The organism is Maritalea mobilis (assembly GCF_004363175.1).
In the GTDB taxonomy this organism is placed as follows: Bacteria; Pseudomonadota; Alphaproteobacteria; order Rhizobiales; family Devosiaceae; genus Maritalea; species Maritalea mobilis.
Window position 1 is genome coordinate 50,823 of sequence record NZ_SNYR01000004.1, and the last position, 26,408, is coordinate 77,230.

Annotated in this window: 24 protein-coding genes; 14 read left to right on the forward strand and 10 right to left on the reverse strand. The window is 46.5% G+C overall.

Features of this window, described 5'->3' with window-relative positions:
• Nucleotides 1-9: 9 nt before the first annotated feature.
• The 3 genes from ATL17_RS16320 to ATL17_RS16330 are packed head-to-tail and all read right to left on the reverse strand — an operon-like array spanning nucleotide 10 to nucleotide 3,508.
• On the reverse strand, nucleotides 10-702 hold the full coding sequence (locus ATL17_RS16320; RefSeq protein ID WP_133573922.1) for a hypothetical protein: 693 nt from the start codon (nucleotides 700-702) through the stop codon (nucleotides 10-12).
• Nucleotides 699-2,639 (reverse strand): vWA domain-containing protein, encoded by a 1,941-nt coding sequence (locus tag ATL17_RS16325; protein WP_133573923.1) that lies wholly within the window; start codon nucleotides 2,637-2,639, stop codon nucleotides 699-701. Before ATL17_RS16325 ends, ATL17_RS16320 begins: the two co-directional genes overlap by 4 nt.
• A complete protein-coding gene (locus ATL17_RS16330) occupies nucleotides 2,636-3,508 on the reverse strand; it encodes a hypothetical protein (protein ID WP_133573924.1) in 873 nt (290 codons plus the stop codon). Before ATL17_RS16330 ends, ATL17_RS16325 begins: the two co-directional genes overlap by 4 nt.
• 272 nt (nucleotides 3,509-3,780) lie before the next feature.
• Here ATL17_RS16330 and repA point away from each other — a divergent pair, with 272 nt between their 5' ends.
• From repA to repC, 3 genes are all read left to right on the forward strand, one after another.
• Entirely contained in the window at nucleotides 3,781-5,001 is a 1,221-nt protein-coding gene (gene repA / locus ATL17_RS16335; protein ID WP_133573925.1) for a plasmid partitioning protein RepA, read from the forward strand.
• Nucleotides 4,998-6,002, forward strand: a complete 1,005-nt coding sequence (repB, locus tag ATL17_RS16340) for a plasmid partitioning protein RepB (RefSeq protein ID WP_133573926.1) — start codon at nucleotides 4,998-5,000, stop codon at nucleotides 6,000-6,002. The genes repA and repB overlap by 4 nt, the downstream gene beginning before the upstream one ends.
• Nucleotides 6,003-6,200: 198 nt before the next feature.
• Nucleotides 6,201-7,400, forward strand: coding sequence for a plasmid replication protein RepC (gene repC / locus ATL17_RS16345; protein WP_133573927.1), 1,200 nt, complete (start codon nucleotides 6,201-6,203; stop codon nucleotides 7,398-7,400).
• Between the two features lie 92 nt (nucleotides 7,401-7,492).
• Here the strand turns inward: repC and ATL17_RS16350 are convergent, their stop codons facing one another.
• A complete protein-coding gene (locus ATL17_RS16350; protein WP_133573928.1) occupies nucleotides 7,493-8,758 on the reverse strand; it encodes an O-antigen ligase family protein in 1,266 nt (421 codons plus the stop codon).
• 194 nt (nucleotides 8,759-8,952) lie between these two features.
• On the opposite strand from ATL17_RS16350, the gene ATL17_RS16355 reads away from it, so the two are divergent.
• From ATL17_RS16355 to ATL17_RS16405, 11 genes are all read left to right on the forward strand, one after another.
• The gene (locus tag ATL17_RS16355; protein ID WP_133573929.1) at nucleotides 8,953-9,324 is read left to right on the forward strand and encodes a MarR family EPS-associated transcriptional regulator; all 372 of its coding nucleotides are present in this window, start codon (nucleotides 8,953-8,955) and stop codon (nucleotides 9,322-9,324) included.
• Nucleotides 9,321-10,451: a non-hydrolyzing UDP-N-acetylglucosamine 2-epimerase gene (gene wecB, locus ATL17_RS16360; RefSeq protein WP_133573930.1), complete on the forward strand. Its 1,131-nt coding sequence runs from the start codon at nucleotides 9,321-9,323 to the stop codon at nucleotides 10,449-10,451. The genes ATL17_RS16355 and wecB overlap by 4 nt, the downstream gene beginning before the upstream one ends.
• Nucleotides 10,448-11,707: a UDP-N-acetyl-D-mannosamine dehydrogenase gene (gene wecC / locus ATL17_RS16365; protein ID WP_133573931.1), complete on the forward strand. Its 1,260-nt coding sequence runs from the start codon at nucleotides 10,448-10,450 to the stop codon at nucleotides 11,705-11,707. The genes wecB and wecC overlap by 4 nt, the downstream gene beginning before the upstream one ends.
• A 15-nt stretch (nucleotides 11,708-11,722) precedes the next feature.
• The gene (locus ATL17_RS16370; RefSeq protein WP_133573932.1) at nucleotides 11,723-12,766 is read left to right on the forward strand and encodes a glycosyltransferase family 4 protein; all 1,044 of its coding nucleotides are present in this window, start codon (nucleotides 11,723-11,725) and stop codon (nucleotides 12,764-12,766) included.
• A complete protein-coding gene (locus tag ATL17_RS16375) occupies nucleotides 12,766-13,809 on the forward strand; it encodes a glycosyltransferase family 4 protein (protein WP_133573933.1) in 1,044 nt (347 codons plus the stop codon). The genes ATL17_RS16370 and ATL17_RS16375 overlap by 1 nt, the downstream gene beginning before the upstream one ends.
• On the forward strand, nucleotides 13,790-15,079 hold the full coding sequence (locus tag ATL17_RS16380; protein ID WP_133573934.1) for an MATE family efflux transporter: 1,290 nt from the start codon (nucleotides 13,790-13,792) through the stop codon (nucleotides 15,077-15,079). The genes ATL17_RS16375 and ATL17_RS16380 overlap by 20 nt, the downstream gene beginning before the upstream one ends.
• A complete protein-coding gene (locus ATL17_RS16385; protein WP_133573935.1) occupies nucleotides 15,069-16,223 on the forward strand; it encodes an O-antigen ligase family protein in 1,155 nt (384 codons plus the stop codon). Before ATL17_RS16380 ends, ATL17_RS16385 begins: the two co-directional genes overlap by 11 nt.
• Nucleotides 16,220-18,346: a bi-domain-containing oxidoreductase gene (locus ATL17_RS16390; protein WP_133573936.1), complete on the forward strand. Its 2,127-nt coding sequence runs from the start codon at nucleotides 16,220-16,222 to the stop codon at nucleotides 18,344-18,346. The genes ATL17_RS16385 and ATL17_RS16390 overlap by 4 nt, the downstream gene beginning before the upstream one ends.
• 80 nt (nucleotides 18,347-18,426) lie before the next feature.
• Nucleotides 18,427-20,088 carry a heparinase II/III family protein gene (locus ATL17_RS16395; RefSeq protein WP_133573937.1) on the forward strand — a complete coding sequence of 554 codons (1,662 nt, stop codon included), beginning with the start codon at nucleotides 18,427-18,429 and terminating at the stop codon, nucleotides 20,086-20,088.
• A gap of 22 nt (nucleotides 20,089-20,110) precedes the next feature.
• Entirely contained in the window at nucleotides 20,111-21,307 is a 1,197-nt protein-coding gene (locus ATL17_RS16400; protein WP_208111234.1) for a glycosyltransferase family 4 protein, read from the forward strand.
• Between the two features lie 37 nt (nucleotides 21,308-21,344).
• A complete protein-coding gene (locus ATL17_RS16405; protein ID WP_133573938.1) occupies nucleotides 21,345-22,538 on the forward strand; it encodes a sugar transferase in 1,194 nt (397 codons plus the stop codon).
• Nucleotides 22,539-22,770: 232 nt separating this feature from the next.
• Here the strand turns inward: ATL17_RS16405 and ATL17_RS16970 are convergent, their stop codons facing one another.
• The 6 genes from ATL17_RS16970 to ATL17_RS16425 all read right to left on the reverse strand — a co-directional run bounded on the left by ATL17_RS16970 (nucleotide 22,771) and on the right by ATL17_RS16425 (nucleotide 26,399).
• Nucleotides 22,771-22,956 (reverse strand): hypothetical protein, encoded by a 186-nt coding sequence (locus ATL17_RS16970; RefSeq protein ID WP_166639081.1) that lies wholly within the window; start codon nucleotides 22,954-22,956, stop codon nucleotides 22,771-22,773.
• 38 nt (nucleotides 22,957-22,994) lie between these two features.
• Nucleotides 22,995-23,147 (reverse strand): hypothetical protein, encoded by a 153-nt coding sequence (locus ATL17_RS16975; protein WP_166639082.1) that lies wholly within the window; start codon nucleotides 23,145-23,147, stop codon nucleotides 22,995-22,997.
• 150 nt (nucleotides 23,148-23,297) lie between these two features.
• Complete coding sequence (locus ATL17_RS16410) at nucleotides 23,298-23,642, reverse strand: hypothetical protein (RefSeq protein WP_133573939.1); 345 nt, start codon at nucleotides 23,640-23,642, stop codon at nucleotides 23,298-23,300.
• A 54-nt stretch (nucleotides 23,643-23,696) separates the two neighbouring features.
• Entirely contained in the window at nucleotides 23,697-24,119 is a 423-nt protein-coding gene (locus ATL17_RS16415; RefSeq protein WP_133573940.1) for a hypothetical protein, read from the reverse strand.
• A gap of 552 nt (nucleotides 24,120-24,671) precedes the next feature.
• On the reverse strand, nucleotides 24,672-24,992 hold the full coding sequence (locus ATL17_RS16420) for a helix-turn-helix domain-containing protein (RefSeq protein WP_133573941.1): 321 nt from the start codon (nucleotides 24,990-24,992) through the stop codon (nucleotides 24,672-24,674).
• A gap of 405 nt (nucleotides 24,993-25,397) precedes the next feature.
• Nucleotides 25,398-26,399 (reverse strand): IS30 family transposase, encoded by a 1,002-nt coding sequence (locus ATL17_RS16425; protein ID WP_133573942.1) that lies wholly within the window; start codon nucleotides 26,397-26,399, stop codon nucleotides 25,398-25,400.
• Nucleotides 26,400-26,408: the final 9 nt, after the last annotated feature.

Genomic DNA, 26,408 nt, shown 5'->3' on the forward strand with positions numbered 1-26,408 from the left:
TGGGTGAGACTATCGACAAACAATGTAAGAAAATGCCGTGCATTGGCCTTGGCATACAGCGGCGATGTTCACAGCGCGGGACGTGGTGGTCAGGCCAAAACATGCAGCCTTAGATTTGCGCTGAATAACGCAAATGGGATTGGCGGCAGGCAACCCGCAATTTTCTGACGAAAAGCCCTTTTGGTCTAGACAAACGCTGACGCCAGCTGCCTGTGCGTGCGGAAATTTGGGGTTCTTAATCAACCAGCCTGCGCAAGGTTTTTCGCTATAGCCTTCGAGATTGGTGAATTCGACGGGATGATCACCCGATGCGGCAGTTTGGTCAGGTTCAAATAAATCAATTTCCTTCTGGTCCGTTTCCGAACCGTCAAACAAATCGATCTCCTTGGTGGGTGCCTCATCACCGTCGAAAAGCTGGATGGCGCTATCCTCGCCACCCTTATCAAGTTGAGCCGGATTTTCCGGCTCACCGGGTTCGGGAAATGCATCTTCAAAATAACGATCAGGATATTTCTGAATGTAAAGATCGGTTGCCTGATCTTGCGTTTCCACCCCCAACAACACCAAGGCATCGTCGGCATCCACCCCCAAACCTTGGCAGCCAAACCCCGCCGCGCATCGCAAATGGTCGGCGCTTTGGGCAAGGGCCATTTGGCCCATGCCAAGCAACGCGATGAACATCAGCGGGATCAGCCGGGTCATTGCAATTGCTCAATCGCAAATTGATCGACGAAATAGTGGCTTTCGCCCGGCGCACCACCATTCCATTGACCAAGGAAGAAACTTGGCCGGCCAGAAAGGCGCAAGCTGGTGATTTCTTCGCTCTCCACCGTCACGCTTTGGGCCGGATTGTCGCCCATGGCGGGCACATTCAGCGTAACCGATGCCGTCAGCTTCCGCCCGCGTCGCTTCAGGGTTAGCTTCGCCCCCTCATCCGCCAGCATCTGCAAAATTTTGTCCGCATCCGCGCGCGGCCCGGCACTGCAAATATTGTCGATCACTGGCCCATCAAACAGCACGGATTTGAACTGCGTTTTCTCCGGCTTTTCACCTTCAGCACCTGCCACTTTAATCAAGGACAAATTGATGCTCGGGCCGCAGCCTTTCCATTCAGCCCATAGCAGGGCGCCAATTTGATTGGCCGCATTGTCATAGAGCGATAGCCAAGCATGTTCACTGCCCGTTTGGATGGGGAACCGCACCTGCATCGTCAGGTCAAAATCACCCGCCGGCAATGGCTTGTCCAAAATATAGCGGTTTTGTGCCTCCGCATGATCGTAGAAATTGTTGCGCCCAAAGGCGGAGACAAATATCTCCCCTGCCCCGTTCAAGGCTTTGGCATCGGCCAATTCCTGCTCTATTGACCACGCCGCATCAAGTGCTGGACCATCAAAATTTTCTTCGAAATATTTGCTGGCCACCGGCTCAGGTTCTGGCGCGGGTGCTGGTTCCGGTTCTGCTGGTGCCTCCGTGTCCGCAACGGCTTGCTCCACCGCATCTACAAACTCATCGGCATTGGCCGCAGCATAATAATTGCCATTGCCATTATCCGCGATACATTGCAGCGCCTGTGCTTCTTCGTCGCTCAGGTCAAAGCCAACCACATGCACCCGCGTGTCCACGCCCTGCGCCGCCAATTCAGCCGCTGCCGCGCATGGATCGCCACCACATGTTTCCAAACCATCTGAGATCAACAAGATATTTGCCCGGCGATCTGCACTTGGAAAAGCATCTGCTGCTTCCGCCAATGCACCTGCAATTGGCGTTTTGCCACGCGGGCTTACGCCATCAATAGCGGGCCCCATTTGGCCCGAAGCATGGTCCGCAACAGGCATCAAAATTTCTGTGTCAGCACAATCACCTTCGCGCCGATGGCCATAAGCCATCAAGCCCACGCGTGTGGTCGAAGGCAAATCGCCAACAAGGCCCTTAAGCGCCTGTTTGGCGGTGGTGATTTTCGCCACCCCGTCAATCTGCCCCCACATGGACCCGGATCCATCGAGAATGAAGAGCAAATCGCTCCCCTCCCCCGGTTGCCCATTGCCCGGCAAATCCCCTTGCTCCATGCCAACCTGCTCATCAGGATCGTCCATCTGGGCATCCGCCATGTTCAAAGTGGTTTCAGTCCCATCATTTGGCGCATATGAAATGCCCATTTCGCGCATCGCCTGCACAAGAGACCAATCGTCCGTCTCGCAATAAATATCGCTAATCTGCCATTCTTCCCCCGGTTTCCATTGCACCAAGGTGTAAAGGGTCGATGTGGGGCGGCCAAAATTGGTGAAGTTCACTCGCACTTGCGCCGCACCGCGCAACATTGGCAATTCGGGGTCTGGCATGATCTGCAAATCTGCAATTTCAGCATCCTGCCCGCAAAATACCGGATCAGCGCCCAATTGGCCCTGCAGTCCGTCAATGGCCAAATCATCGACCATATATTTTTCCGCCGCCTTGGCCTCGTTGAGCAATGGCTCATCGCCCGCGATAAAGCGCGTGGAATGATCCGCGAAAAAGAGCCGCACCATCTGCACAGCACTGTCCATTTCCACCTCTTGCGCCTGTGCCACACCGCCCAAACCGAGGCTCAATGCACTGATGGCCAAGAATGATGATGTTTTGTGAATCAAATCTTTTATCATTGGCCCGCCTCAATACGCATTTCTTGGAATAGTGCCGTGCTTTCGCCCGACCCGGCTTTTTTGAACTGCCCCAACATGAAAAAGGGCTGCCCGAAATTTTCCGTCCGCGCCAAGCGGCGTGTGGCAAACTCGTAAGCACCAGCAGGCTGGTTGCCTAAAGCGGGCATATTGAGCGTTACCCCAGCATGATATTGAAAGCCCGTACGGGTAAGCCGAAGGTCAAACCCTTCCTCAAACAGGGCCACCAAGGCCTCGTCAGCAATGGCGCGCGGTCCATCGCTGCAAATATTGTCGAGCAATGGCCCGTCAAATAGATTGCTGGTGAACTGAGTGACCGTTGGCTTTTCCCCTTCAGTCAAATTCCGCGAACTTTCCACATGCAGATAAAGCGCAGTGCCGCAGCCCTTCGTGTGGGCATATAATTGCGCCGCGATGTAATTATCCTCATCTTCGCGCAAACCGATCCAAACGCTCTCTTCGCCGGTTTTAGTTTCCAACTTGGCGGAAATCTGCATGGTGAAATCACCCGCAGGCAATCCACCATCAAGGGTGAAAATATTGTCTGCCTCTGCATTGTCCGGCGTGGCCGTGCCGCCATTTTCAAGCACAAAAATATCGCCGGCTTCCAGCACATATTTGTCCAAATTCTCATTTTGAACTACCCAGGATGCCGACAAAGCATTCCCATCAAACGGATCAACAAAGGGAAGCGCCAATGTTTGCGCTACTGCCGCACCATTGTCGGCTGCTGCCAAGCGCGCCTGTTCTTCCGCAGACATTTCCTCTTGCGCCCCTGCCAAAGGCACAAATCCGGACAACATCACCACCACCGCAAGGCTCAACCGGGTGGATTTTGCCGTAAATCGCATATTTCAAGCTCCAACTGACCAATTGGCCCACCGTTAGCAAGCCAAATGAATTGCCGCCTCTACCAAATGGTATAGAGTTTGGTGATTGGGCAGTGGGATTGGATCAAAGCTAAAAATTGCACATGCCTATGTGTCCAAATTTTAGCGTTGCGAGGCGCTTGTACCCCGCTTAACCAAGCGTTAACCTTAAATTTCTGGACGGAATCGCGAATCTGTGGCAACTTTCTGACGCAAAAAAGCCGTCAAAGTGATTTTTTACGTCAGAGCAGAAAATGGCAACAGAAGATTTGATTAGCGTCAACCCAGACGAAGAAGATTCCGTCGACAAGATTTTGCGGCATGCTGAGATGCTGTCAAATCAGTTGCAAAATCTGCGCGAGCGGATGTATCCGCCGCAGGCGCAAAAATCGCTACGCCGCTTTATGACACCAGAGGTGGCAAAGCTCACCTCCATCTCAGAATCCAGCTTGCGCACGCTATCCATTGAGGGCAAAGGCCCCACGCCGGAACGGCTGGAAAACAACCACCGCGCCTATACGCTCGAGCAAATTAACGAGCTGCGGCAGTATTTTGCTGAAAAGAACCCAAATGACGCGCTCACTTATTTGCCGCATCGGCGCGAGGGCGAACATTTGCAGGTTTTGGCCATTGCCAACTTTAAAGGCGGCAGCGCGAAGACCACATCAAGCGTGCATCTCGCCCATTATTTGGCGCTGCAGGGCTATCGCGTTTTGGCCATTGATTTGGACCCGCAGGCCTCCATGTCGGCCATGTTCGGCACCCAGCCTGAATTTGACGTGGCCAGCAATGAAACCATTTATGCGGCCCTGCGCTATGATGATCAGCAGCGGCCAATTCGCGACGTGATCCGCAAAACCTATTTCCCCGGCTTGGATTTGATTCCCGGCAATATTGAGGTGATGGAGTTTGAATATGACACCCCGCGGGTGCTGGCACTAAACGAAAACAATCACGGTTCGATCTTTTTTGAACGGCTGGACCAGGCGCTGAAGCAAGTCGATGATGATTACGACATCGTTATCTTGGATACGCCCCCTTCCCTCGGATATTTGACCCTGGCGTCGCTTTATGCCGCCACCGGACTTTTGATCACCGTGCACCCGGCCATGATGGATGTGGCTTCCATGAACCAATTTTTGTTGATGATGGGCGACCTTGTGGGCGTGATCCGCAATGCGGGCGCCACCATGCAAAAAGACTTTATGCGCTATTTGGTGACCCGCCATGATCCCAACGATCAGGCACAAGCCCAAATTGTTGGCCTGTTGCGTCACCTTTTCGCCACTGATGTGCTGTTGCCCACCGCACTTGAGAGCACAGCTGTCGAAGCTGCCGGGTTGGGCAAACGCTCCATCTATGAAGTGGAAGCAGGCGAAGTGCAGCGCAACACACTAAAGCGCGCCCGCGAAGCTATGGATTTGGTGAATGGCGCACTGGTCGATTTGATCCATGAAGCCTGGGGGCGGAAATGAGCAAGCGCAAATCTATTGTTTCAAGCTTTGGCGACCTAACTGGCGACAGCGCCAAACCGAAAGCCGCTGAGCCAAACTCTGACGACAAACAAAAGCCACCAAACCGAGTGGCTGCAGGCATTATTGGCACCACTCAACGCACGCTTTCTCAGTTACGTGAGGAACGAGATCAATTGCTGGCGCAAGCGCAAAGCGCTGATAAGATTTTGAAACTGGATCCCGAGAAGATTGACCCCTCGCCTTTTCAAGATCGCTTGCCGGATGATGATCCGGCCGCTTTTGAACAGTTTAAGCAAAGCATGCGCGATGAGGGACAGCAGGTTCCCATCACCGTGCGCCTGCACCCGCAACAAAGTGATCGCCATCAAATTGTTTACGGCCATCGCCGCTGGCGAGCGCTTAAAGAATTAGGTCTCCCTGTTAAAGCCATTCTCGTTGACTACTCTGATCGTGATCTTGTGGTCGCACAAGGCATCGAGAACGCCAATCGACAGGATCTGAGTTGGATTGAGCGCGCTCTTTTTGCCGATGAAATGCATCGCGCAGGCCTAAAACCCAAAGACATCAAAGCTGCGCTAAATGTGGACGATGCGCAACTTTCAAAGTTTCGCTATGTGATCAAGCAAGTTGGTGCCCACCTCATCCAGCTGGTGGGGCGTGCGCCCGGCATTGGCCGACCAAGATGGATCGAGCTTGCTGACCGTTTGAAAGAGGGCGTGGATGAAGATCAGCTTTTGAACACCTTGTCAGATGACAAGGTTCAAAAAAACTTATCTCCGGATGACCGATTCAGCCTTATACTAAAGCTCGCAAAACCCGAAAAGCCCAGCAAATCTAGGGAGCCGTCCTTATCGCTAGGTGAGGTGGGCACCATGCAGAAGGGCAAAAACGAGGTTCGGATTAAGCTCAAAAAGCAACACCAGGTTGAATTTGCCGAATTTCTCGAAAGCGAAATGGAAGCGCTTCTCGAGAAATATAGTCGCCATCGCGGAAAATCATGACTCACCTTGTCAACTGACAAGGTTTTAAACACAACGAACCAGGAAAGGAAATTTAAGCAAAGAAAAAGGCCTCCAAACCCGACAGTCTGAAAGCCTTCCTCGATAACTTAAGCACCTATCAAGGAATCACTTTAGACCAAAAATGTCAAGCATTCATGTTTGGCAAGCTGTATTTCTTTGTCTGAATTTTGAGAAATTATGCAAAATCTAGGTTGGCGCAAGCCGACACCGGGTCTTGTTGCAGCAGAAATGCATGCGCAAGTCGGTGAAGGGCTTTCTGTACCCAAATCAAAGGCAATCATCGCAGTCAAAAAAGTAGCCGCTCATATCGGCATGAAGCCCGCACAATTGATGCTGCTCGACATCCTTTTCGCCTTCTCCAAACCTCAAGATTGGGAGCAGGGGCAACGCCCTTTCGTTTGGCCCTCCAATCAATATTTGATGGATCAAACAGGCTTTAGCCTTCCCGCACTCAAGCGCCATTTACGCCGCCTAGGCGAACTCGGCCTCATCAGCTTTCACGACAGCCCTAACGGCAAACGCTATGGCCATCGCGACGGGCAGGGGAACATTGTCGAAGCATACGGCTTTGATCTCAGCCCACTTGCCGCGCGGGCAGGGGAGCTTGAAGCCCTTCACCAAAAGATTATGGCTGAACGGGCACAACAGCAGCAATTGCGTAAAGAGCTCACCCGTACACGCCGTTCTATCCGCGCACGACTTGTGGAGGCCATTGAAGGCGGCCTAGCGGGTCATTGGAAACAGTTGGAGCGCGAGTTCAATGAAATACTGTCCAATTTGCCAAATTCAAAAAAAGAGCAGGGGGCAATGAAAGTGGCTTTAGAAAAGCTCACTAATCTCTATCACATCATCGAAGAACTGTTCGCCGGCGCTTTGGATTTGCCCTCAACACAAAAAGCATCATCCGAAAAAATAACCGAAAATACGAACCCCAGCCAGCTCAAAATTGAACCCCATATACAAAATACAAATCATTCTCATTTAAACTGTAAAACTAAGCCAGCCGTGCCGGATAATCTACCGCAGGAGCGTGGATTCACGTTTGAAACATTCAATCAGGTATGTCCCAATTATATAAAGCTAGCGACAGAGCTTTGTGGTCAGCTCAGAGGTTGGGAAGACCTAAAAAGTGCATCACAGCAAATGGGATTGATGATTGGCATCACACCAGATCATTGGAACCGCCTAACCACACAGCTCGGAATCTATCCTTCCGCGGTTGCAATCGGCTTAACTTACGAAAAACACATTGCCGGTGAAGTCCAGAACCCAGCAGGATATCTGTCCGGCATGGCGAAAAAAGCACAAATTGGCACACTTAACCTCGGCCGCAGCATCTTCGCTCGGTTATCCAGAGACAAAAATTGTGCAGTTTAGGACAGCGCCTAAATCCCAACGCAATAAGCAAGATGGAGTTCTGCTATCTATATAAAATAAAAGGCAATATTAAATGATGACCAATTTTTTCGTCACTTGGAGGGACCTGTTTCATCTGCAGAAACCTGTGCCACATCTTCAATGTCCAATCCCTTCTTTTGCTCTGTCAGCCCCCAGATAATTGCAAAGGAAAAGGCATAGAACATCGTCGGATAGTCAAACCCCATCACCATATCAGTCAGGCCCAACACAAGATATAAAATAGGCATCGTCACCGCCCAATAAAAACGCACCCGGAAGTAAGGATGATCTTTGGGCGTGTCCCAGAGGAGAAGCGGTGCAAACAGAAGTAGGAAATATAGGGTCAAGCCAACAATGCCGCCAGCTACAGCGAAGTTGGCAATGTCGGAATGGAAGTTGAAGTATTGTCCTTTGGCCGCGAAGCTCTCCAACATGGTTCCCTCAGTTACGGCAATGAAACTGTGCCAACCTGTGCCGATAATCGGATGTTCTAAGAAAGACTGAAACGCCACCTGCCACATTTGGTAGCGGATCAATGTTGAGGCATCCATGTTTTCGCCAGATATCACGGAAATTAAACGGACGTTTAAGCTATCAATAAAGCCTGTTTGGTCAAAAAGCGCCACACATGTAAGCACCAAAATTACAAATGTAAAAACTGCAAGCCATCCTGAAAATGAAAACGCCCATTTTTTTGGTAATGCAAATAGAAGTGGAGCTAAAAGCAATATTGGGAAGCTCAAAATGGCTCCCCTCGAACCGGAATATAAGACAATCAAAATTGATGCGCCGCATCCGAGAGCATATGAAATGATACGGAAACGAAGCGATATTTTTTTCAAAAGAAGCATTGTCGACGAAAATATGGCCAATATTACAGCAATTCGAGCGATTAAATTTGGACCACCACCCGCAATTGGGGCAATTCGATATTTTCCTAAAAAATGATGCTCGTAAATTGCCCAACCTGAACCAATTAAAAGTCCGGTTAGCGCGACAAATGCAATGACAATGTAGAAATTAGTACTTTCTCTTGAAACAACAAAGTTAGACAAGACACCAATCGCTAAAATGTAGGCCATTGTGTTAAAGCCGTACTGAACGCTATTCCAACTGAAATCGACAGCTGCGAATTGAACAAAAAAGCAAATCGCTACTAGCAGCCAAATCTTCTGGAAAGTCGGCAAATTTACTTTTCGCCATTGGCAGGTTGTGAGGTAAAAAACAAGCCAAATTAGTCCACAAATAAGAGGTACAACGCCGGCTAGTGAGCCAAATACAATTGGCAGTCCGAACATGCTAAATATAAAAATCACTGAAAGAGAATTGTGAAACATCGCCCCACCTAATCAAATTTTAATTGCATCGACTATCGAACAAATTGACCATTTGCGAGAAAAAAATACGAAGAAGCTATCTTGATTGAGAGATAAATGAAGGTTAGGTGTTCAAACTTGAGCGGCAAAATGAATTTGATTCGCTCGTTATTTTAAAAATTTACTATCTTTGAATATGTTTGTTTGGCGGTGAGATGGCAAGTCGACGAGAGCAGGTACAGGAAGAGACACGTTTGCGTGTCCTCCGCCATTTTGACAGCGATCCAAATTTAAGCTCACGTGAGATTGCAAAGTTAGTTGGGATTTCCAACGGTGCTGCATATTATTGCATTAATGCCCTTATTGATAAGGGGTTGATTAAACTAAATAATTTCAAGTCATCTGGAAAAAAATCTAATTACGCATATTTATTGACACCGAAGGGCTTTAGCGAAAAAGCGCGACTGACCCTTAAGTTTCTTGAATTGAAGCGAATTGAGTTTAACGAACTAAAGAACGAGATTGATCAACTCACTTCTGAAGCTGGCGCGCTACAGCAACCTCTTGGTACCGGTAAAATTCAATGAACAAGAAAATTCTATTTGTGTTCGGGACACGGCCCGAAGCGATAAAAATGGCGCCACTTGTTAAGCAGATACAAGCTGATAGCCGTTTTGATGCAAAAGTCTGTGTGACCGCGCAGCATAGAGAAATGTTGGATCAGGTTCTCGCCGCGTTTGAAGTCGACCCTGATTATGATCTCGATATAATGAAGAAAGGGCAAGGATTGACGCAGGTCACCGCTAAAATTTTAACGGGCCTACAACCAGTCTTTGATGATTTTTGTCCAGATATCGTGCTTGTCCATGGTGATACTGCCACGACATCTGCCGCCGGCATAGCCGCCTATTTTAACAAAATTTCTGTCGGTCATGTTGAAGCCGGCCTTCGGACTGGCAATTTATTTTCACCTTGGCCGGAAGAGGGCAATCGAAAGATTACAGGCGCCATTACGTCTTATCATTTTGCGCCAACCGAATGGGCCGCAGAAAACCTCCGTTCAGAGCATGTTCCTGACGAAAAAATATTTGTAACGGGAAATACAGTTATTGATGCGCTTCAGATGGCTAAAGATAAGGTTTTGACAGACGCCTCTCTCAATCAGAAATTAGCTGACCAGTTTTCTTTCTTGTCACCTAACAAGAAAATTATCTTGGTGACGGGTCACCGGCGTGAAAGTTTTGGCCAGGGCTTTGAAAATATTTGTCAGGCCTTACATAAACTGGCTGAAAAACATTGTGAGCAAGTTGAGATTGTCTATCCCGTACATCTTAATCCACAAGTGCAGGAGCCAGTTCATCGTATTTTAGCTGGCGCATCAAACATCCATTTGATTGATCCACTTGATTATTTGCCCTTCGTTTATTTGATGAACAAAGCACATATCATTCTAACCGATAGCGGTGGGATTCAAGAAGAAGCACCAAGCCTTGGCAAACCAGTATTGGTTATGCGTGATACAACTGAACGACCGGAGGCCGTTGAAGCCGGAACTGTAAAGTTGGTGGGAACAGATGTTAACCGGATCGTTGAAAATATCTCTGACCTATTAGAAAGCAGCACGGCTTACCAGGAAATGAGCTATGCTCATAATCCGTATGGCGACGGGAAAGCGTGCGCGCGCATTTGTAATATTTTGGTGGATGTTTCATGAGCTTCGAAAAGATTTCAGTCATTGGTTTAGGATATATTGGCCTGCCCACTGCTGCCATGTTTGCTGCGCGCAAAATTAAGGTTGTTGGTGTTGATGTGAATGAAAAAGCGGTTGATACGATCAATCGTGGTGAAATTCATATTGTAGAACCTGATCTGGATATGGTGGTACATGCGGCCGTTTCACAAGGATTTCTGCGCGCAACTACTCAAGCAGAAGAGGCGGAGGCTTTCCTAATTGCCGTGCCGACGCCTTTTAAAGGCGAAAATCATGAGCCAGATCTCAGCTACATCGAAGCTGCTGCAAAATCTATAGCTCCGGTGCTGAAAAGTGGCGATCTTGTTATTTTGGAGTCTACCTCGCCTGTCGGTGCAACCGAAAGAATGGCCGAATGGTTGGCAGAAGCACGGCCTGACCTAACTTTTCCGCAATCTGCAGGTGAGGATTCAGATATTCGTGTAGCTCACTGCCCAGAACGCGTCTTACCGGGCAAAGTGATGCAGGAACTCATTACAAATGATCGCATAATCGGCGGGATGACGCCCAAATGCTCGGCGCAAGCAACCAAGCTTTATAAGGCCTTTGTTGAAGGCGAATGTGTTGAGGCAAGCGGGCCTCGAGTTGCCGAGATGGCAAAATTGACTGAGAACAGCTTTCGAGATGTCAACATCGCCTTTGCGAATGAACTCTCAATGATCTGCGACAAGCAAGATATTGACGTGTGGGAACTTATCCGCCTGGCCAATCGCCACCCACGAGTAAACATCTTGCAACCAGGCCCGGGCGTAGGCGGACACTGCATTGCCGTTGACCCGTGGTTCATTGTTTCCTCGTCACCCGATGAGGCGCGGCTTATTCGTACAGCCCGCGAAGTGAATGACTATAAGCCGGAATGGGTTTTGGAAAAGATCCACGCGGAAATTGGCAAGTTCTTGCTTGAACATCCCGAAAAAACGGCGGCCGATGTGACCATTGCTTGCTATGGGATTACATTTAAGCCCGATATTGACGATTTGCGGGAAAGTCCGGCCTTGGAAATCGTACGTAGGCTTTGCGGCAGCTTTTCAGGGCAAATCGTCGTTGTAGAACCAAACATCGCTACTTTACCTGCCTCGCTACAAAATGGGTCTATTGAGTTGAACCAAAACGGTATTGAGAAGGCGGATATGTGTGTACTCCTTGTCTCTCATAAGGAGTTCCACAAAAAACGTAATAAAAATGTGGTTTGGTTAGATTTCTCCTGTACCATAATATAATGACGAGGAATTTCGATGAAAGTGTTGGTAATGGCACCGGACCAGCTAATGACAAGAGCTGGTGGTCTCAGAACTCAAGTAGTGCGAACTTGTCAGGAGCTGCGGCATCTAGGACACGAGATCGAGTACTTTGACCCTTGGAAAGAATACAACTTGGAGAAATTCGACGTTTGTCACGTCTTTTCTATGAATCTGCCAAGTTACTTTAAGAGCCAAATTGTGGTTGGGAAGCTCCCCGTCGTGTATTCGTCGGTCATGTGGAGAAATGGTTCGAGGCTTCGAATTAGATTCCTCGTTGAACTCATGATGAAATCGCCGCATCTGGTTCTGAATGACGTAGTCGCTTGTCGTAAAATGTCCCAAACTGCTACTCTTATTTTGCCAAACACCCATCAGGAAAAAAAGTGGCTTAAGGAAGCGATTGGTGTCGATGTCGAGAAATGTGTAGTTATACCTAACGGAGCTGATAATCATTTCTCAGGAATCGAAACTGCAGTTTTGAAAGCCGATGCAAGCTATATACCGGCTAAGGACTTCGTGTTTTGCTGCAGCGTAATCAGCGAGAGAAAAAACCTACTAAAACTTGCCAATGTGTGTGTTCAGCTGAAATTACCACTAGTTATAGCTGGGCCATTTGTGGACAAGAGAATACAGAAGCGACTGCAGCAGCTTAAACGATCTGGCGCCGATATTACATTGATGGGCAGCCTAGACGTAAACTCGCCTCAACTCGGTTATTTGTACCGAAGCTGTCGTGTATTTTGCCTGCCTTCCTACTACGAAACGCCTGGGATTGCTGCATTAGAGGCCGCATTAAATGGGGCAAATGTGGTTATAACTAAGATCGGCGGCGCAGAGGACTATTTCGGTAATGGCGCAAAGTATGTGGATCCGTATTCGGAACTTGATATTAAAAAACAGCTTTCGCGCGCTTGGAATGAACAAGACACACAGAGCCGAAAAGCCGAGTTAGTAGCGACCATATCGAATTCGTTTAGTTGGGCCTCTGTCGCTGAGCAAACTGCAAATGCGTACAGGCAAGCAATGAGGTTATTTTAATGGATGCAAGAGAGAAAACTGGCAGGAAAAAGGTAACCATTGTTGGTACAATTCCGCCACCCATCGGCGGTGTTTCTGTTTTTATCTCTCGGCTTCTTCCTAAGTTGCAAGAAAAATACGATGTCGTTTTATGGGATACAAAAAAAAAGAGCAAAGCAAAGGAAGGTAGACATTCAATTCTGACCCCATTTAACTCTAAACTTCTAACACTAGCTTGGGTTATCTGGATGGTATTGCGGGTTCGACCGAGGTACTTGCACTTTCATTTCTCAAACGTGATATCATTGGTCTTTCTTGCGTTAATTCTAAAACCGACCGGAAGCCGGTTCGCGGTTACATTACACCACGGTCGTTTGGAGCACGGCGTAGTGCAACGATTTTTGGTGAAATCTCTAAGAACAAGGATAGCTTCGAGAATTGACAGGTTTCATGCGCTCAACGAAGATCAACGTTTGTATTTTCAAGACTCACTTGGTATCCCGCCACATAGAATTTCAGTGTTTAACACTCATTTAATGCCTGTGACAATTTCATTTTTGTCGAAAGCGGAGTGTGAGAACGTTAGGTACGTATTGACTTCGGGGGTTGGCGTTCGCGAAAATAGATTCGATCAACTTATCAGGTATTGGGTCGGAAAAAAACCTGATTTGGATTTATATATCTCATGTTATGGGAACAAAGATCAAGAATATATATCCGAGCTAAAGTCTGCAGCAAGTCAAAGCAAAAGAATATCATTTCTTCCAGAAATGTCTGAACTAGAATTCAATCGCTATCTGTCGAATAGCGCACTCTACGTACGCCCAGCTGAGGTCGATTCGTTTGGCATAGTCGCCGCAGATGCGATTTGCTTCGGTGTACCTGTACTAGCGTCAGATGCCTGCAAACGAGCTGATGGCTGTGTAGTCTACAAGAATAAAGACTACTCACAAATGGCTACACTTCTAGACAGAATGTTAAAAGTTGTTCACACGACTAAATTCTCCCCTTCAGATAACTGGCCAAAAATTGCAAGGTTTTACGATGAATTTCTGGCTGACTGAGACCAGTAAAATTAGAGGCAAAATATCGGAATTTTTAGCAACTGTCTTGAAACAGAGCACTTTACTATTGGCCGCGACTCTTTTGTTAAGGTCTGGCCCTGTTTTTATCGGCATTTGCCTCACGTATGTCGCAAATGCAGAAGAAGTCAGTCGAATAACCACAATGTACTTGAGTGTTTTCTTTCTTTCAAATGTCGCGGGCGGAGGAATCAATGCAATTGCCACAAAGTACGTCGCCCGCTATTCTACTAATGTATTTTTTTCCGAGGTGATAAGGCGCACTTTTTTTAGTTTGACTACAATATATACAATATTAGTATTGTTCATTTTTGGGCTATCTATACTATACACTGAGAGCTATGATTATGTAGAGGAGTGTGTGCTTTTTGCTGCGTCTCTTTCTTCGCTGATGCCACTGAATTTGTTACTTTCTATTTTGATTGGGTATCAAAGAATTGAATTCTATTTCTTTGTCGGATTGGTTAATTTTGCAGTCTTTTCGACAGGTTCTGTTCTTCTATATTTCACCGGAAATATATTGATAATGCCAACAACTGTGCTAATCGCTTCCTTGTTGTCGTTGATATGCGCCGTTGTTTTGTTGGCGACAGCTGGTCAAAGCGTGAAAACGAAGACCCTTAAAAACCAACATCAAGTTTGGCGATGCTTGCTTTGTAAATCCCTTAAAAACCTCCTCTCTAACATATTTGTTGCGCCAACATTCTTTATCATGTCGTTTGTACTTGCAAAAACAGCATTGCCAATGGAAAGCGCTGCGTTCAATTTGGTGCTTCAATTGCGCAATTTGGTTGCGCTTGTGCCAAACTCAGTGAGTCAGTTTTTCCTGCCAAAACTCTCAAAACGCAGCGGAAGCGTCGGTTGGGTGCACTACCTAATAATCCAACTGATGGTGGTGGCTACTATGACCCTTGCTTTGTATTTTGGTGCGGAAATCATAGCAGCTATATATCGAGATATGACGTCTTTAATGGTTCAGGGCATCAAATTAATGGTCGTCTCATCGGCTATTGCAGCTGCGGCGTCGATTCAAGGTCAATATTTTTTCGTGCATGCACAGTATAATATCAATATTTCCCTCAATATAATTTGGAGCTTTATATTGATAGTGCTAATAATAACAGATTCAATTCCGACAATGGTAAGCTTCGTTTCACATCTTATAGTCGCTTATTCTATTCTGTTTGGCATAGGTCTTCTTCTTTTCGCGCTCACACGAAAAGGGGCGCAAAGGAACTCTCATGCTGATTAATCGTTTGTTTTTAGGCAAATCCATAGCTTTTGTTCTTGTTATATCATCAATTCTTCCGTCGCTCGTGGACACGCCATTACAGTATTTTGATTTCCTGATAGTAAGTTTGATATCGCTGGCTTGTGCCTTGTTGTATGTCAATTCTATTGCAAAAAATCCACTAGTGTTTTTATTTTTTGCATCAATAGCTCTATTGGTTTTGCATTTGGCTATTTCTATTTCAAATATTGAAGATTTAGCTAAGGATGTGCTTAGATTTGGGACGTTACTTATTATCGTTCTAAACGTACATCACTCTTATCCAATAGAGTTAAAGGATCAAATAAAAACTGCTGCGTTTGTAATATGGATATTTAATTTTATCTTTTTTGTTTTGTATAATTCATGTGACATATTTGCGAGATTCGCGTTTAACATTTATTATAATAATCCAAATTTCGAGGAGTTCTATGGGTATTTTCTAACAAGGTTTGGAGGTACCTTTGGAAATCCAAATGCACTTGGCATTTCAACGGTCTTTCTTGCGTCTGTTTTTTTCGGAGAAAAGACCATTGCGGCTAAATTGTCTTTTGCGATGACTTTGGCGGTTCTACTAGCGACCCAATCGCGTACAGCTGCTATTGTTTTCGCTATTATGCTTTTTGTATACTATGGAATACGTGATTTTAAACTATACATCACAATTTTCGTAGCTATATCTTTAATAGCCTCTTTTTTATCATTACTGGGATATGTAGAAATAGACTTCCTTATGGAGAGATATTTTTTCTCAATTAACTTAGCTGGACGGGTCGAATTGTGGCAATCGGCGCTGCCGGCATTGACGGAAAATTTGACGATATTTCTAATTGGTCGAGGTGCTTTTAAAAGTGAATTTTTGATTTTGGACAATGAATATCTAGTTTTTTTTATCCAGTTTGGTATCGTTGGCTTTCTGTGTTTTGTCTTTGTACTCATCAGCCTTCTATTAATTGCCTGCAAAAGCTTCTATATGTCAGAGGGTAAACTACTTCTCGCACAAACGCTTGGATTTTGTGCGGCGTCTCTTGCTGCATCGCCCCTTACGATGCTCAAAACCTCAGTTGTCTTAGTTATTGTTTTAAGTACGCAGATCTCTTTATTAAAAAGAAGACGAAGATCATGAAACAAATCCTCCAAAATCTCTCAACTGGACAATCGGAGTTGGTTGAAGCGCCAGTGCCGCAGGCGCGGCGTGGGGCTTTGTTGATTGATACTACAATGTCGCTGATTTCAACGGGCACCGAGCGCATGCTGGTTGATTTCGGGAAGGCCGGCCTTGTTTCAAAAGCGCGGCAACAGCCTGAAAAAGTGCGCCAAGTGCTGGAGAAGGTGAAGACTGATGGTTTGATGACTACGGTGGATGCGGTGCGTTCAAAGTTGGGTCAGCCATTGCCGTTGGGATATTGTAATGTTGGCGTGGTTTGTGAGAGCGCAGAAGATGGGTTTCGGGTAGGGGACCGCGTCGTCTCTAATGGGCCACATGCGGATGTGGTTTGCGTCGGTAAAAACCTTTGTGCGCGTATTCCGGATAATGTGACGGATGAGGCCGCCGCGTTTACAGTTGTCGCCAGCATTGGGTTGCAGGGTATTCGCCTAGCAGGGCCGACGCTTGGCGAGAGCTTTGTGGTGACTGGTGTGGGCCTGATTGGTCTTCTCACGGTTCAAATGCTCAGAGCACAAGGTTGTCGTGTGCTCGCAATTGATTTTGATCAGTCCAAGCTAGACCTCGCAAAGCAGTTTGGTGCGGAAATCTGTAACCCAGGCACTGGGGAAGATCCAGTTGCCGCAGGCATGTCCTTCAGCCGAGGGCTGGGCGTGGACGGTGTAATCGTTGCAGCGTCCACTAAGAGCAATGACCCAATCACCCAAGCGGCGCGGATGTGCAGAAAAAGAGGCCGGATCATTCTTGTCGGAGTGACAGGTCTCGAACTTAATCGCGCAGACTTTTATGAAAAAGAACTCACATTCCAAGTGTCCTGTTCATATGGTCCAGGCCGATATGATGCTGATTATGAAGAAAAGGGAAATGATTACCCCATCGGATTCGTGCGGTGGACAGAACAGCGCAACTTTGAGGCCGTTTTGGATTTGATGTCATCGGGTCAAATTGATGTTTCGCCGCTCATTAGCCATCGTGTCCCCTTTGAAGACGCTCCAAAAGCATATGAACTGTTGACCACAGACAAAGCTGCCTTGGGCATTTTGCTGACTTACGAACATGACAATGAGGCACGGCATACGAAGTCTGTGCAGCTAACTGATGTCGAGCGCCAAACGCAGCCAGTCAAAAAAGCAATTGTTGGTTTTGTGGGGGCCGGGAATTATGCATCACGCATGTTGGTTCCGGCATTTAAAAATGCGGGTGCTGAGTTGCATTCTATCGCATCCGCCGGAGGCACCAGCGCCGTCGTCAACGGTAAGAAAGCCGGGTTTAGGCAGGCAACTTCTGATACGGCCGGGTTGATAGCAAATCCAGAGATCAACAGCGTGGCCCTTGTGACTCGTCATAATAGTCATGCCAGTTTAACGGCAAAAGCGCTGCAGGCAGGCAAGCATGTGTTTGTCGAAAAGCCTTTAGCATTGAGCCATGAAGAGTTGGCAGAAGTCGAGCAAGCTTACCAACAAGGCGAAAGCCATTTGATGGTCGGATTTAACCGTCGATTTGCGCCGCAAGTTCAAACCATGAAGAAGCTATTGCAAAGTGTGCATGCGCCGAAAAGCTTCGTTATGGTAATGAATGCTGGCCCTATTCCTGCAGATCATTGGACGCAAGATCCCGAAGTAGGGGGCGGACGGATTATCGGCGAGGCGTGCCATTTTATCGATTTAATGCGGCATTTGGCTGGCTCCCCTATCACGTCAGTTCAGGCGCGACGTATGGGCGACAATAATGCCGAACAGGTTGTGGACGATAAGGCAGCAATAATACTGGGTTTTGAGGATGGATCATTTGGCACAATCCATTATCTAGCCAATGGCGGTGCATCTTTTCCTAAAGAGCGAATTGAAGTGTTCGCTGCCGGTGCAACCCTTCAACTTGATAATTTTTTGAAGCTACGCGGCTTTAACTGGCCTAACTTTTCTAAGCAAAACCTTTTGCGACAGGACAAAGGACAGAATGCTTGCGCAAAAACGTTTGTTGATGCTGTTGAGGGACGAGCAGAAGCGCCAATTGCACCTGATGAACTTTTTGAAGTTGCGCGTGTGAGTATCGAAGTTGCTCAGCTTTTGAACAATCAATTGTAAGGTACGGGCGCGGTGGCATCGCACCTTTATTCTGCCATAGGTTGCCCGCCATCAAAACTGTTGCCGAGAAAGAACGCCTGATGGTGAGAAAAAAAATCGAGAAGCTCGGCCTCTATTTTCATACACTAAAATATCTGCGCCCGGTGCAGCTTTATAACCGTGTTTACAGAAGGTTTTTTAAGCCAAAAATAGTTGAAATTCCTGCCGAAGAGATGCCTTGCTCCGATGTTAAGGGAAGTATCAGCAGCTTTATTCCAAGACGGCAAGAATGGTTTGAGGACGGCACCGTTCAGTTTCTTAATATCCAGGATGATTTTCTAGCGCATAGATGGGGTTCCTATCCACAATCATTATTGTGGCATTACAGCCTTCACTATTTTGCAGAGTTACGCAGAACAACTGATATTGAAATCCAAAATCGGATGATTGCAAGTTGGGTGCAGGACAAAGCGCCCGGTTCAAAAATTGCCTGGGATCCCTATCCCATTTCGCTCCGCGCCGTAAACTGGATTTATGCTCACCTGAAGCGCTTAACCTCATCTCAAGCAGGTTTGGAGCCTGCAGCACTTTCTTCTTTGCGTAAGCAGCTTTGTTTTTTGTCTCAAACTGTTGAGTGGCACCTTTTGGGCAACCATCTTTTTGAGAACGGAAAATCACTTCTCATCGGTGGCCTGTTCTTCGATGGTAAGAGGGCCGACGAACTCAGAGATCAAGGCGCAAGAATTCTGCTCAAACAGATCGATGAGCAGATTTTGCAAGATGGTGCACATTTTGAGCTTTCGCCGATGTATCATGCGCTCATTCTGGAAGGTGTTTTGGAAATTGTAGCGATTGCAAGGCTTTTTCCCCAGCGGCGGAATCAACTTGTTGGTGATCTGGTGGAGAAAATTGCGAGCATCCTTCCAAAGATGTTTGATTGGCTTGCACATATGGTACATCCCGACGGGGATTACGCCTTCTTCAATGATGCCGGGTTAGGTATTGCGCCGACTTATCAAGAGTTGGCTGATTTCGCCCAGCGGCTCGGTTTTAACATAGAGATTGATCTACAGGCGTCGGGACGGTTGCTGGAAAGTGGCTATTGCCGGATGAAAAAAGGGGATGCGGTTGTAATTGCGGACTTTGCGGAAGTGGGACCGAGTTACATTCCCGGGCATGCACATGCGGATACATTGTGCTTTGAATTTTCGATTGGACCAAATCGAGTATTCGTAAACTCGGGCACATCAGTATATGAAACAGGCGAATTGCGAGCCTTTCAAAGGAGCACCGCGGCACATAATACTGTCGAAGTTCAGGGTGAAAATAGCTCTGAGGTCTGGGGTGGGTTCCGGGTTGCAAAGCGGGCACGGGTGAAAAACAAAAAGTTTGAGGAACAAGTAAATTCGATCGCTCAAGCAGAACATGATGGCTATTGTCGATTAAAGACGCCCGTGAAGCATAAGCGAAAGTTTGAATTAAGTGACAACAGCTTGTGCGTTTATGATGAGATAGATAAACCGTTGCAAGCGACAGCACGTTTTTACCTGCATCCCGATTGTCGGGTTCAGGAAAATGAAGGTGGAACGGGCTTTAGCATTTATTTCGGCAAAGCGGATCAGAAATTTTTGTCGGAGTTTATGAACGCCGAAGCTGAACTAAAGAAAACCTATTGGTATCCGGAATTTAGTGTTCAGCAAACGAACTTTTGTATTGAACTTCGACCCACGCATACTAGCTGGTCGGCCAAATTTAGCTGGTAAGTAAAGACCATAAGATTTTCTGATGAGCAAAAAAATCAAAATATTGTTGCTGACCTTCTACGCACCGCCGGATCTAAGTGCCGGATCTTTTCGAGTTGGGGCGCTGCTTGAAGAAGCGAGACAACGCAATGATGTGATAGAGATCGATTGCCTCACAACATTGCCCAACAGGTACCAGGAATTTGAGGCAGAAGCCAAAGAGTTCGAAGAAGTCGATAATGTCGCAATATTTCGAACCAAGTTGCCGAAGCACGGCAACAGCATGTTGGGGCAAATCAGATCATATCTAAACTATGCTTGGTTCGTGCGGCAGCATTTGCGTTCAATTCGAAAAGACTACGACATCGTTGTGGCCACCTCATCGCGTTTGATGACGGGTGCGCTTGGTGCCTTCTGCGCAATGCGTATGAAAAAACCACTTTATCTCGACATTCGAGATTTGTTTGTAGACACAATGAAAGGAGTGCTCGCTAGGAAAAAGGCCAAGCTAATACTTCCATTTCTTTCTTTGCTCGAAAAATGGACATTCCGCCGTGCGAAGAAAATAAATGTGGTATCTGAAGGTTTCGTTGAAGATGTGCGCAAGGTTGCGCCGAATGTCGAAATTGGCGTTATACCAAATGGCATCGATATTGAGTTTCTCGAGCCACTTCCTGCTAATCCTGCTGATGAACATCTAAAAGTTCTATATGCTGGCAATATTGGCGAGGGACAGGGGCTGGAATTAACGGTGCCTAATGTTGCAAGAAAGCTAGATGGAATTGTGGAATTTCACATTGTTGGCAGTGGGGGGCGTCTTGGCGCGCTAAAAGAAAATATCGCCAAATGTGGGGCAACTAATGTTCATCTACATCCCCCTGTCTCAAGGTCAGAAGTTAGAAATCTCTATAAAGATGCCGATGTTTTGTTTCTGCAGCTCAATGACTATCCGGCATTTAAAAAAGTTCTACCATCAAAATTGTTTGAATATGCGGCAACTGGGAAGCCCATCATTGCAGCAATCCCAGGTTATTCTGCAAGCTTTGCTGAGGAAAATATCCGTGGTGCGATTATTGTTAAACCCCTTGATGAAGAGGCTCTAGTCGAGAGCTTTTTGAGTCTAAAAAATAACAGCTCTGGTCATATAGATCGGCGAGATTTTGTGGCAAAATATGATCGGCTCATCCTAAGCAAAATGCTCTTAAACGATATTATCAATACAGTCGAAAACGTAGGATAACGGCATTGCAATATTTAAATATTTGGGGCGCAAGACGTTGAAAATCATAGTTTTTGGGGCGACCGGATTTGTTGGCAGGCAATTGGTTCCACTTCTGAAAAGTCGTGGACATCACTTGCTGATTGTGGGTAGAGATAAGGACAAAATCAAGCGTGCTTTCCCGGGAATTGAAGCCGCGACATATGCGAATTTCGCTGATCAGGCGTCGCTGTATGATCTCGCCATAAATCTTGCGACGGTGAATTCTAACTCCAATAAATCCCTACAGGAATTTTATGCGGTGAACAGAGATCTACTCCAAGATCTTGCCCGGAGATGTCATGATATCCAAATTCCAAAATTCATAAACTTTAGCTCGGTACATGCCCTCGATGAGCAGAATAATGGCAATTATGCTGTTTCAAAAAGAGAGGGAGCTAATCTTCTGAAAGCGATGTGCTTGGATAATTATTTTTCCGTGTACCTGCCTAGTGTTTTTGGAAAAAAATGGTCGGGAAAACTTGAGTTTTTGAACAAATTGCCAAAGCCTCTCGCCAGAGCAGTTTTCGCGCTTCTCGCAGCGCTAAAACCAACCGTTCAAATTGATACTGTTGTAGATGAAATTCTGGATGAAAATGGGGAGGCGTTTGCCCCCAAAATCATTAGTAGCCGACAAGAGAATAATGGTTTTTATCATTTTGTGAGACGAGCAGTGGATCTAATGTTTGCGGCTCTGGTGATCATTGTCTTTTGGTGGCTTTTGATCGCTCTTTGGATTGCTGTGAAGATTGATTCTCGCGGCCCTGGAATCTTTGCGCAAAGACGCGTGGGCCAGTTTGGTAACGAATTCACTTGCTACAAATTTCGAACGATGACTGTTGGTACGGCGCAACGAGGAACACATGAAGTGTCAAAAAGTGCGGTTACTAGAGTAGGTCGTGTATTTAGAAAGTTCAAGTTGGATGAGTTACCTCAGGTCATCAATATCCTAAAAGGAGAGATGAGTCTTATCGGCCCAAGACCTTGTTTGCCTGTACAGGAGGAGCTTATCCATGAACGTAGGATTCGTGGCGTGTTAGAAATTAAACCGGGTATTAGCGGTTATGCTCAAATTCGAAATATCGACATGAGCGAGCCCGTATTTCTCGCAAAAACAGACGCGGCTTACGTTGGTTTAAGAGGCTTGGTTCTAGATTGTAAAATTGCAATCGCTACGGCATTTGGTAGTGGGATGAGTGATAAAACGCGCTAATGGTCAAGGGTTAAGTTTACTTAACCGCAATCTACATAAGCACACATTGCGATGGTCTCCAAGATAACTTTTGAGACTAAGATTTTCCGCACCTGATGCAAGCATATAGGCGAGGGTGGTTTTCCCACGCCACCCTTTTTGTGCACGATAGAAATGGTTTTCATATCGCCTCTATTTTTCGACCTTCAGGGTCGTCATAAATTGAGAAGAGCCAACCGTTGATGGTCAGCATTTATTGTTCATCACGATCAAATGCCTCAAACTTTTGCCTAAGGTCTTGATCAGGCTTAATCAGCAATCGCAGCTCAAAAGCATCGGCCTCGGCAATGACTGGATTTGAAAATCCGTCATTGACCGCCTCCTGATGATTTGAAGGCGAGCAGCTTTTTGCAGCTTTGCTATTTTGTAGAATTGTCATTTTTCATGCTTGCCATTTTGTAGTTTTGCCAACATGCATCATTGCTGTTTTGCTGTTTTGCTGTTTTGCTGTTTTGCTGTTTTGCTGTTTTGCTGTTTTGCTGTTTTGCTGTTTTGCTGTTTTGCTGTTTTGCTGTTTGGTAGATTTACATCCTTGTCTTTTTGCGATTTTGTACGTTTGCTAATTTTCACCTTTGTAGTTTTGTACGTTGTCTCCCCATTTGGCGGTCTGTTCTGTCAATTTGAGGAAATGCGGTGCTTCAGACCGTGAAAATTTCGCTGATATGGCCATTATTTTGGCCATACAGGCGTTTTTTCATCTTTTTGGTGTCGATGTAGCTGCTAGCCATAAATCGCGCTCATAGCGGCTTTATATTGCTCGCGGTTGATGATGGCGCGATTACCCGCAATCCCATCATAGGCTGACTTGTCATTTTGCAGTGGCAATCCAGCCCATACGCCAGCAACGCGGTCCATGAACTGATCTAGTGTGAGCGTTCCGGTCTCATACTTTCCAAGCCCTGTGTCCATCAGGAGGCGAATGGCGAGCTGGTCTTGAAGCCTTTTATCAAACACAGCCGTATGTGAGATTGACTCAGCCTCAATCAGATAGGCCAAGGTATCAGGAATGATCTGATACCGGCCAATGGCATGATATTGCCCTAGTGTATCTTCGATCCACCGCAATATCTTCCCTATGGTCAAGGTTGAAGGCAGAGCAGGGGGCTTTATCTTTGCTTTTTAATGGACCGCGTCATATTGCCGGTGAGGGGCTTCGACTGAGGCCATCAGTGATAGAAGCTGATCACGCCTTGTCTTGCCCTCATACCGTGAAGGCAGTTTTGCCAGCTTAAATTCATATTCGCGAACCGACTCCTCAAAGAAGTGCTGTTTTTTCCATTGTTCAGTAGGAAGCCCCCATTCAATCTGCAAAGGCTTGCGGACAGACAGTTTGAAATCACCTGAAGTAGACCAATCATTTGCTTTAACTTCAGCCGCACTCAAAAGACTAATCATTAGGGCGGCTGTAGCGGCAAAATTGATATTCAAGATTTGAGATGGATTGAGGCCGGCCAGCCCAGCAAAAGCCGTGCTTTTGTTTTCGATTGGTGAGGGGGATGCCAACCCGCCCCAAAGTGGAGCAGCAAGAAAATTGTTGCGCATTAAAACGGCGAGCCTTGAGATTTTGTATCTCCGGCACAGAGTAAGTTTTTTTATGAAATTCGGAACTTCGTTCCTCATTAAGATGCACACGTTACGCACCCCCAATGCGGGATCAAAAAGGTAATTATTTTCAAAGGGTTAGTTTGTTCATAGAGTGAATTTAGTGAGCCCTAAAAAATTGCTAGATATTTCAATTGCTTATGCAAGGCTGTGACAGCGGTCACAAGCTGTGGTCCAGCCTGTCCCAGCTGATGGTCCAATTTGTCCCGTCATATTCTTCGGGTAGGCGCGGTACAATTAGATCTCTTTTCTGGTTTATAAATAACCTGAATACGTTGCTGGATTTTGCCCAATTTTTCGAAGAGATTTGGAAACTTTAGGGTGTACAAGGGCATGGCATTATGCGTTGGGTCGCGTTTTGGGGATGCAATGTCGTCGTAAACATTTGTCTTTTTTTAATTGTAAGTATTGCTTGTGTTTTAAGTTGATCTATCCCTCTGAGCCAGAGCAGCAAGAGAACTGCAACTTGAGATAGTTGTGCAGTTTATGGCGTTAGGCGCCATTAGAAACCATTTTGTCGCTGTGCGATTTCTCATTACTACTCAAAGTGTTGATTACCGCATCTGGGTCTTTCTCAATTATTCGCAAAAGGTTTAAAGGTAGGCACTCCGCCGTCTGAACTCCTCGCTCCCACTTTTGATAGGTAGAAAGGCTCATACCCATAAGCTCCGCCATTTCCTTTTGGGTTAGCTTAGCTAATTTCCGCACCTGTTTGGGGCTGGAAATAACGGTGGTTCTGCCGATCGGTTTACCCATTTGCATATCTACTGCCTCTTGCATTGAATTGATGATGTCTCTTTCAAACTCATTCATGACTTTGTCTCACTCCCTTTGCGGAGGGCTAAGGTAACCCCTTCCCAAATATACAAATCAGAAATCAATTTGGAAACGCCGTCTGGTGTTTTGCAAATAAGGCCTGCCGATATTTTAGATAGTGTGCGTTGCATAACTGCGCGCCTATAATCTGGTAGTTTGGTGTTCTTCCGCGCACGACATGACACAAACCTGATGGACCATTGTGGCGATAGCGCTTGCACCCCTGACTAATGATCTCAACTCGATTTAGTTCTCTTTCGCTCATCGTTACCCAACCCATGGCCAAAGTCCTCCAAGCTAGACTTGAAGAATAGTAACACTTCCGCTTTGCTCATGTGTGACATGTTAGCTTGCGTATGACCGCTAAGTGAGGTGCGACTTTTGTTCTCCTTTTTAACGCGTTCATTCAGTTTGCTCCAGAATCTTTTCTTTGAATACTTCGGCCGGCGTTTTCCACCCAAGGCATTTTCTGGGTGTTTGGTTGAGGCGATCGCAGATTATTTTCAATTCATGATCTGTGATCGCTTTGAGGTTGATTTGGCGAGGTAGCCATCGTCTTATTCTTCTATTGGTGTTTTCTACCGTGCCCTTTTGCCAAGGTGCTGATGGATCACAAAACCAAGCTTGTGTCCCGATTTCCGAATGTAGGTGCGGCCAGGATACAAATTCTGTCCCGCGGTCAAACGTGATAGAGCGACGCGCAATAAAGGGCAGGGTGCCTATCGCTGAAGCAATCTTTTTCATTACAGGGTTTGTGTGTTTACTCGAGTTGCGCAACAGCACCGTAAATCGACTGACACGCTCCACAAGCGATGTGATATTGGCTTGACCAAAATGTTGCTTAAACAGCATCAAGTCACCCTCCCAGTGCCCAAATTGACGGCGATGGGCAACAGCCTCGGGACGGAATAAAATACTGATATCACGATGGAATTTAGACGGTAACTTCTTTCGGGCTTTGCGGGGTAAGCGTGATTTGCGGTGCAGGGGCAAATACCACCACAATTCTTGTTCTATGCCAGTTTCAGAATAGATGTAGCGATAGATTGTTTCCTGGTAAACCCTTGGTTGTACATCCTCATAAATCATCCGGTTGGCAATTTGCTCCGGCGTCCAGCCAATTTTTATCTTCTCCACAATGCGGCGACATAGATCAGGAAATCTGATCAGCTTTTGTTGCTGAGTACGTCTATTTGATGAACGCGTTTGCGCTGCAACCGCAAAATAGCCTCTCACATCAGGTAACTCAGGATCCGAAAAATAATTGCGCCGCAGCTCTCGAAATATTGTTGATCGGTGACGATTTAAGGTCTTTGCGATTTCATCAACAGATACGCGTGCATGGCGCCAGCGTTCAATCTTGCGACGCTCTTCAAGGGTGAGTTGCGAATAAGCTTGTCCCATGGCATAATC

Coding starts and splice junctions, on each gene's coding strand:
- ATL17_RS16320 (WP_133573922.1), bottom strand. CDS start 702: ATGACCCGGCTGATCCCGCTGATGTTCATCGCGTTGCTTGGCATGGGC.
- ATL17_RS16325 (WP_133573923.1), bottom strand. CDS start 2,639: ATGATAAAAGATTTGATTCACAAAACATCATCATTCTTGGCCATCAGT.
- ATL17_RS16330 (WP_133573924.1), bottom strand. CDS start 3,508: ATGCGATTTACGGCAAAATCCACCCGGTTGAGCCTTGCGGTGGTGGTG.
- repA (WP_133573925.1), top strand. CDS start 3,781: ATGGCAACAGAAGATTTGATTAGCGTCAACCCAGACGAAGAAGATTCC.
- repB (WP_133573926.1), top strand. CDS start 4,998: ATGAGCAAGCGCAAATCTATTGTTTCAAGCTTTGGCGACCTAACTGGC.
- repC (WP_133573927.1), top strand. CDS start 6,201: ATGCAAAATCTAGGTTGGCGCAAGCCGACACCGGGTCTTGTTGCAGCA.
- ATL17_RS16350 (WP_133573928.1), bottom strand. CDS start 8,758: ATGTTTCACAATTCTCTTTCAGTGATTTTTATATTTAGCATGTTCGGA.
- ATL17_RS16355 (WP_133573929.1), top strand. CDS start 8,953: ATGGCAAGTCGACGAGAGCAGGTACAGGAAGAGACACGTTTGCGTGTC.
- wecB (WP_133573930.1), top strand. CDS start 9,321: ATGAACAAGAAAATTCTATTTGTGTTCGGGACACGGCCCGAAGCGATA.
- wecC (WP_133573931.1), top strand. CDS start 10,448: ATGAGCTTCGAAAAGATTTCAGTCATTGGTTTAGGATATATTGGCCTG.
- ATL17_RS16370 (WP_133573932.1), top strand. CDS start 11,723: ATGAAAGTGTTGGTAATGGCACCGGACCAGCTAATGACAAGAGCTGGT.
- ATL17_RS16375 (WP_133573933.1), top strand. CDS start 12,766: ATGGATGCAAGAGAGAAAACTGGCAGGAAAAAGGTAACCATTGTTGGT.
- ATL17_RS16380 (WP_133573934.1), top strand. CDS start 13,790: ATGAATTTCTGGCTGACTGAGACCAGTAAAATTAGAGGCAAAATATCG.
- ATL17_RS16385 (WP_133573935.1), top strand. CDS start 15,069: ATGCTGATTAATCGTTTGTTTTTAGGCAAATCCATAGCTTTTGTTCTT.
- ATL17_RS16390 (WP_133573936.1), top strand. CDS start 16,220: ATGAAACAAATCCTCCAAAATCTCTCAACTGGACAATCGGAGTTGGTT.
- ATL17_RS16395 (WP_133573937.1), top strand. CDS start 18,427: ATGGTGAGAAAAAAAATCGAGAAGCTCGGCCTCTATTTTCATACACTA.
- ATL17_RS16400 (WP_208111234.1), top strand. CDS start 20,111: ATGAGCAAAAAAATCAAAATATTGTTGCTGACCTTCTACGCACCGCCG.
- ATL17_RS16970 (WP_166639081.1), bottom strand. CDS start 22,956: ATGACAATTCTACAAAATAGCAAAGCTGCAAAAAGCTGCTCGCCTTCA.
- ATL17_RS16415 (WP_133573940.1), bottom strand. CDS start 24,119: ATGCGCAACAATTTTCTTGCTGCTCCACTTTGGGGCGGGTTGGCATCC.
- ATL17_RS16420 (WP_133573941.1), bottom strand. CDS start 24,992: ATGAATGAGTTTGAAAGAGACATCATCAATTCAATGCAAGAGGCAGTA.
- ATL17_RS16425 (WP_133573942.1), bottom strand. CDS start 26,399: ATGGGACAAGCTTATTCGCAACTCACCCTTGAAGAGCGTCGCAAGATT.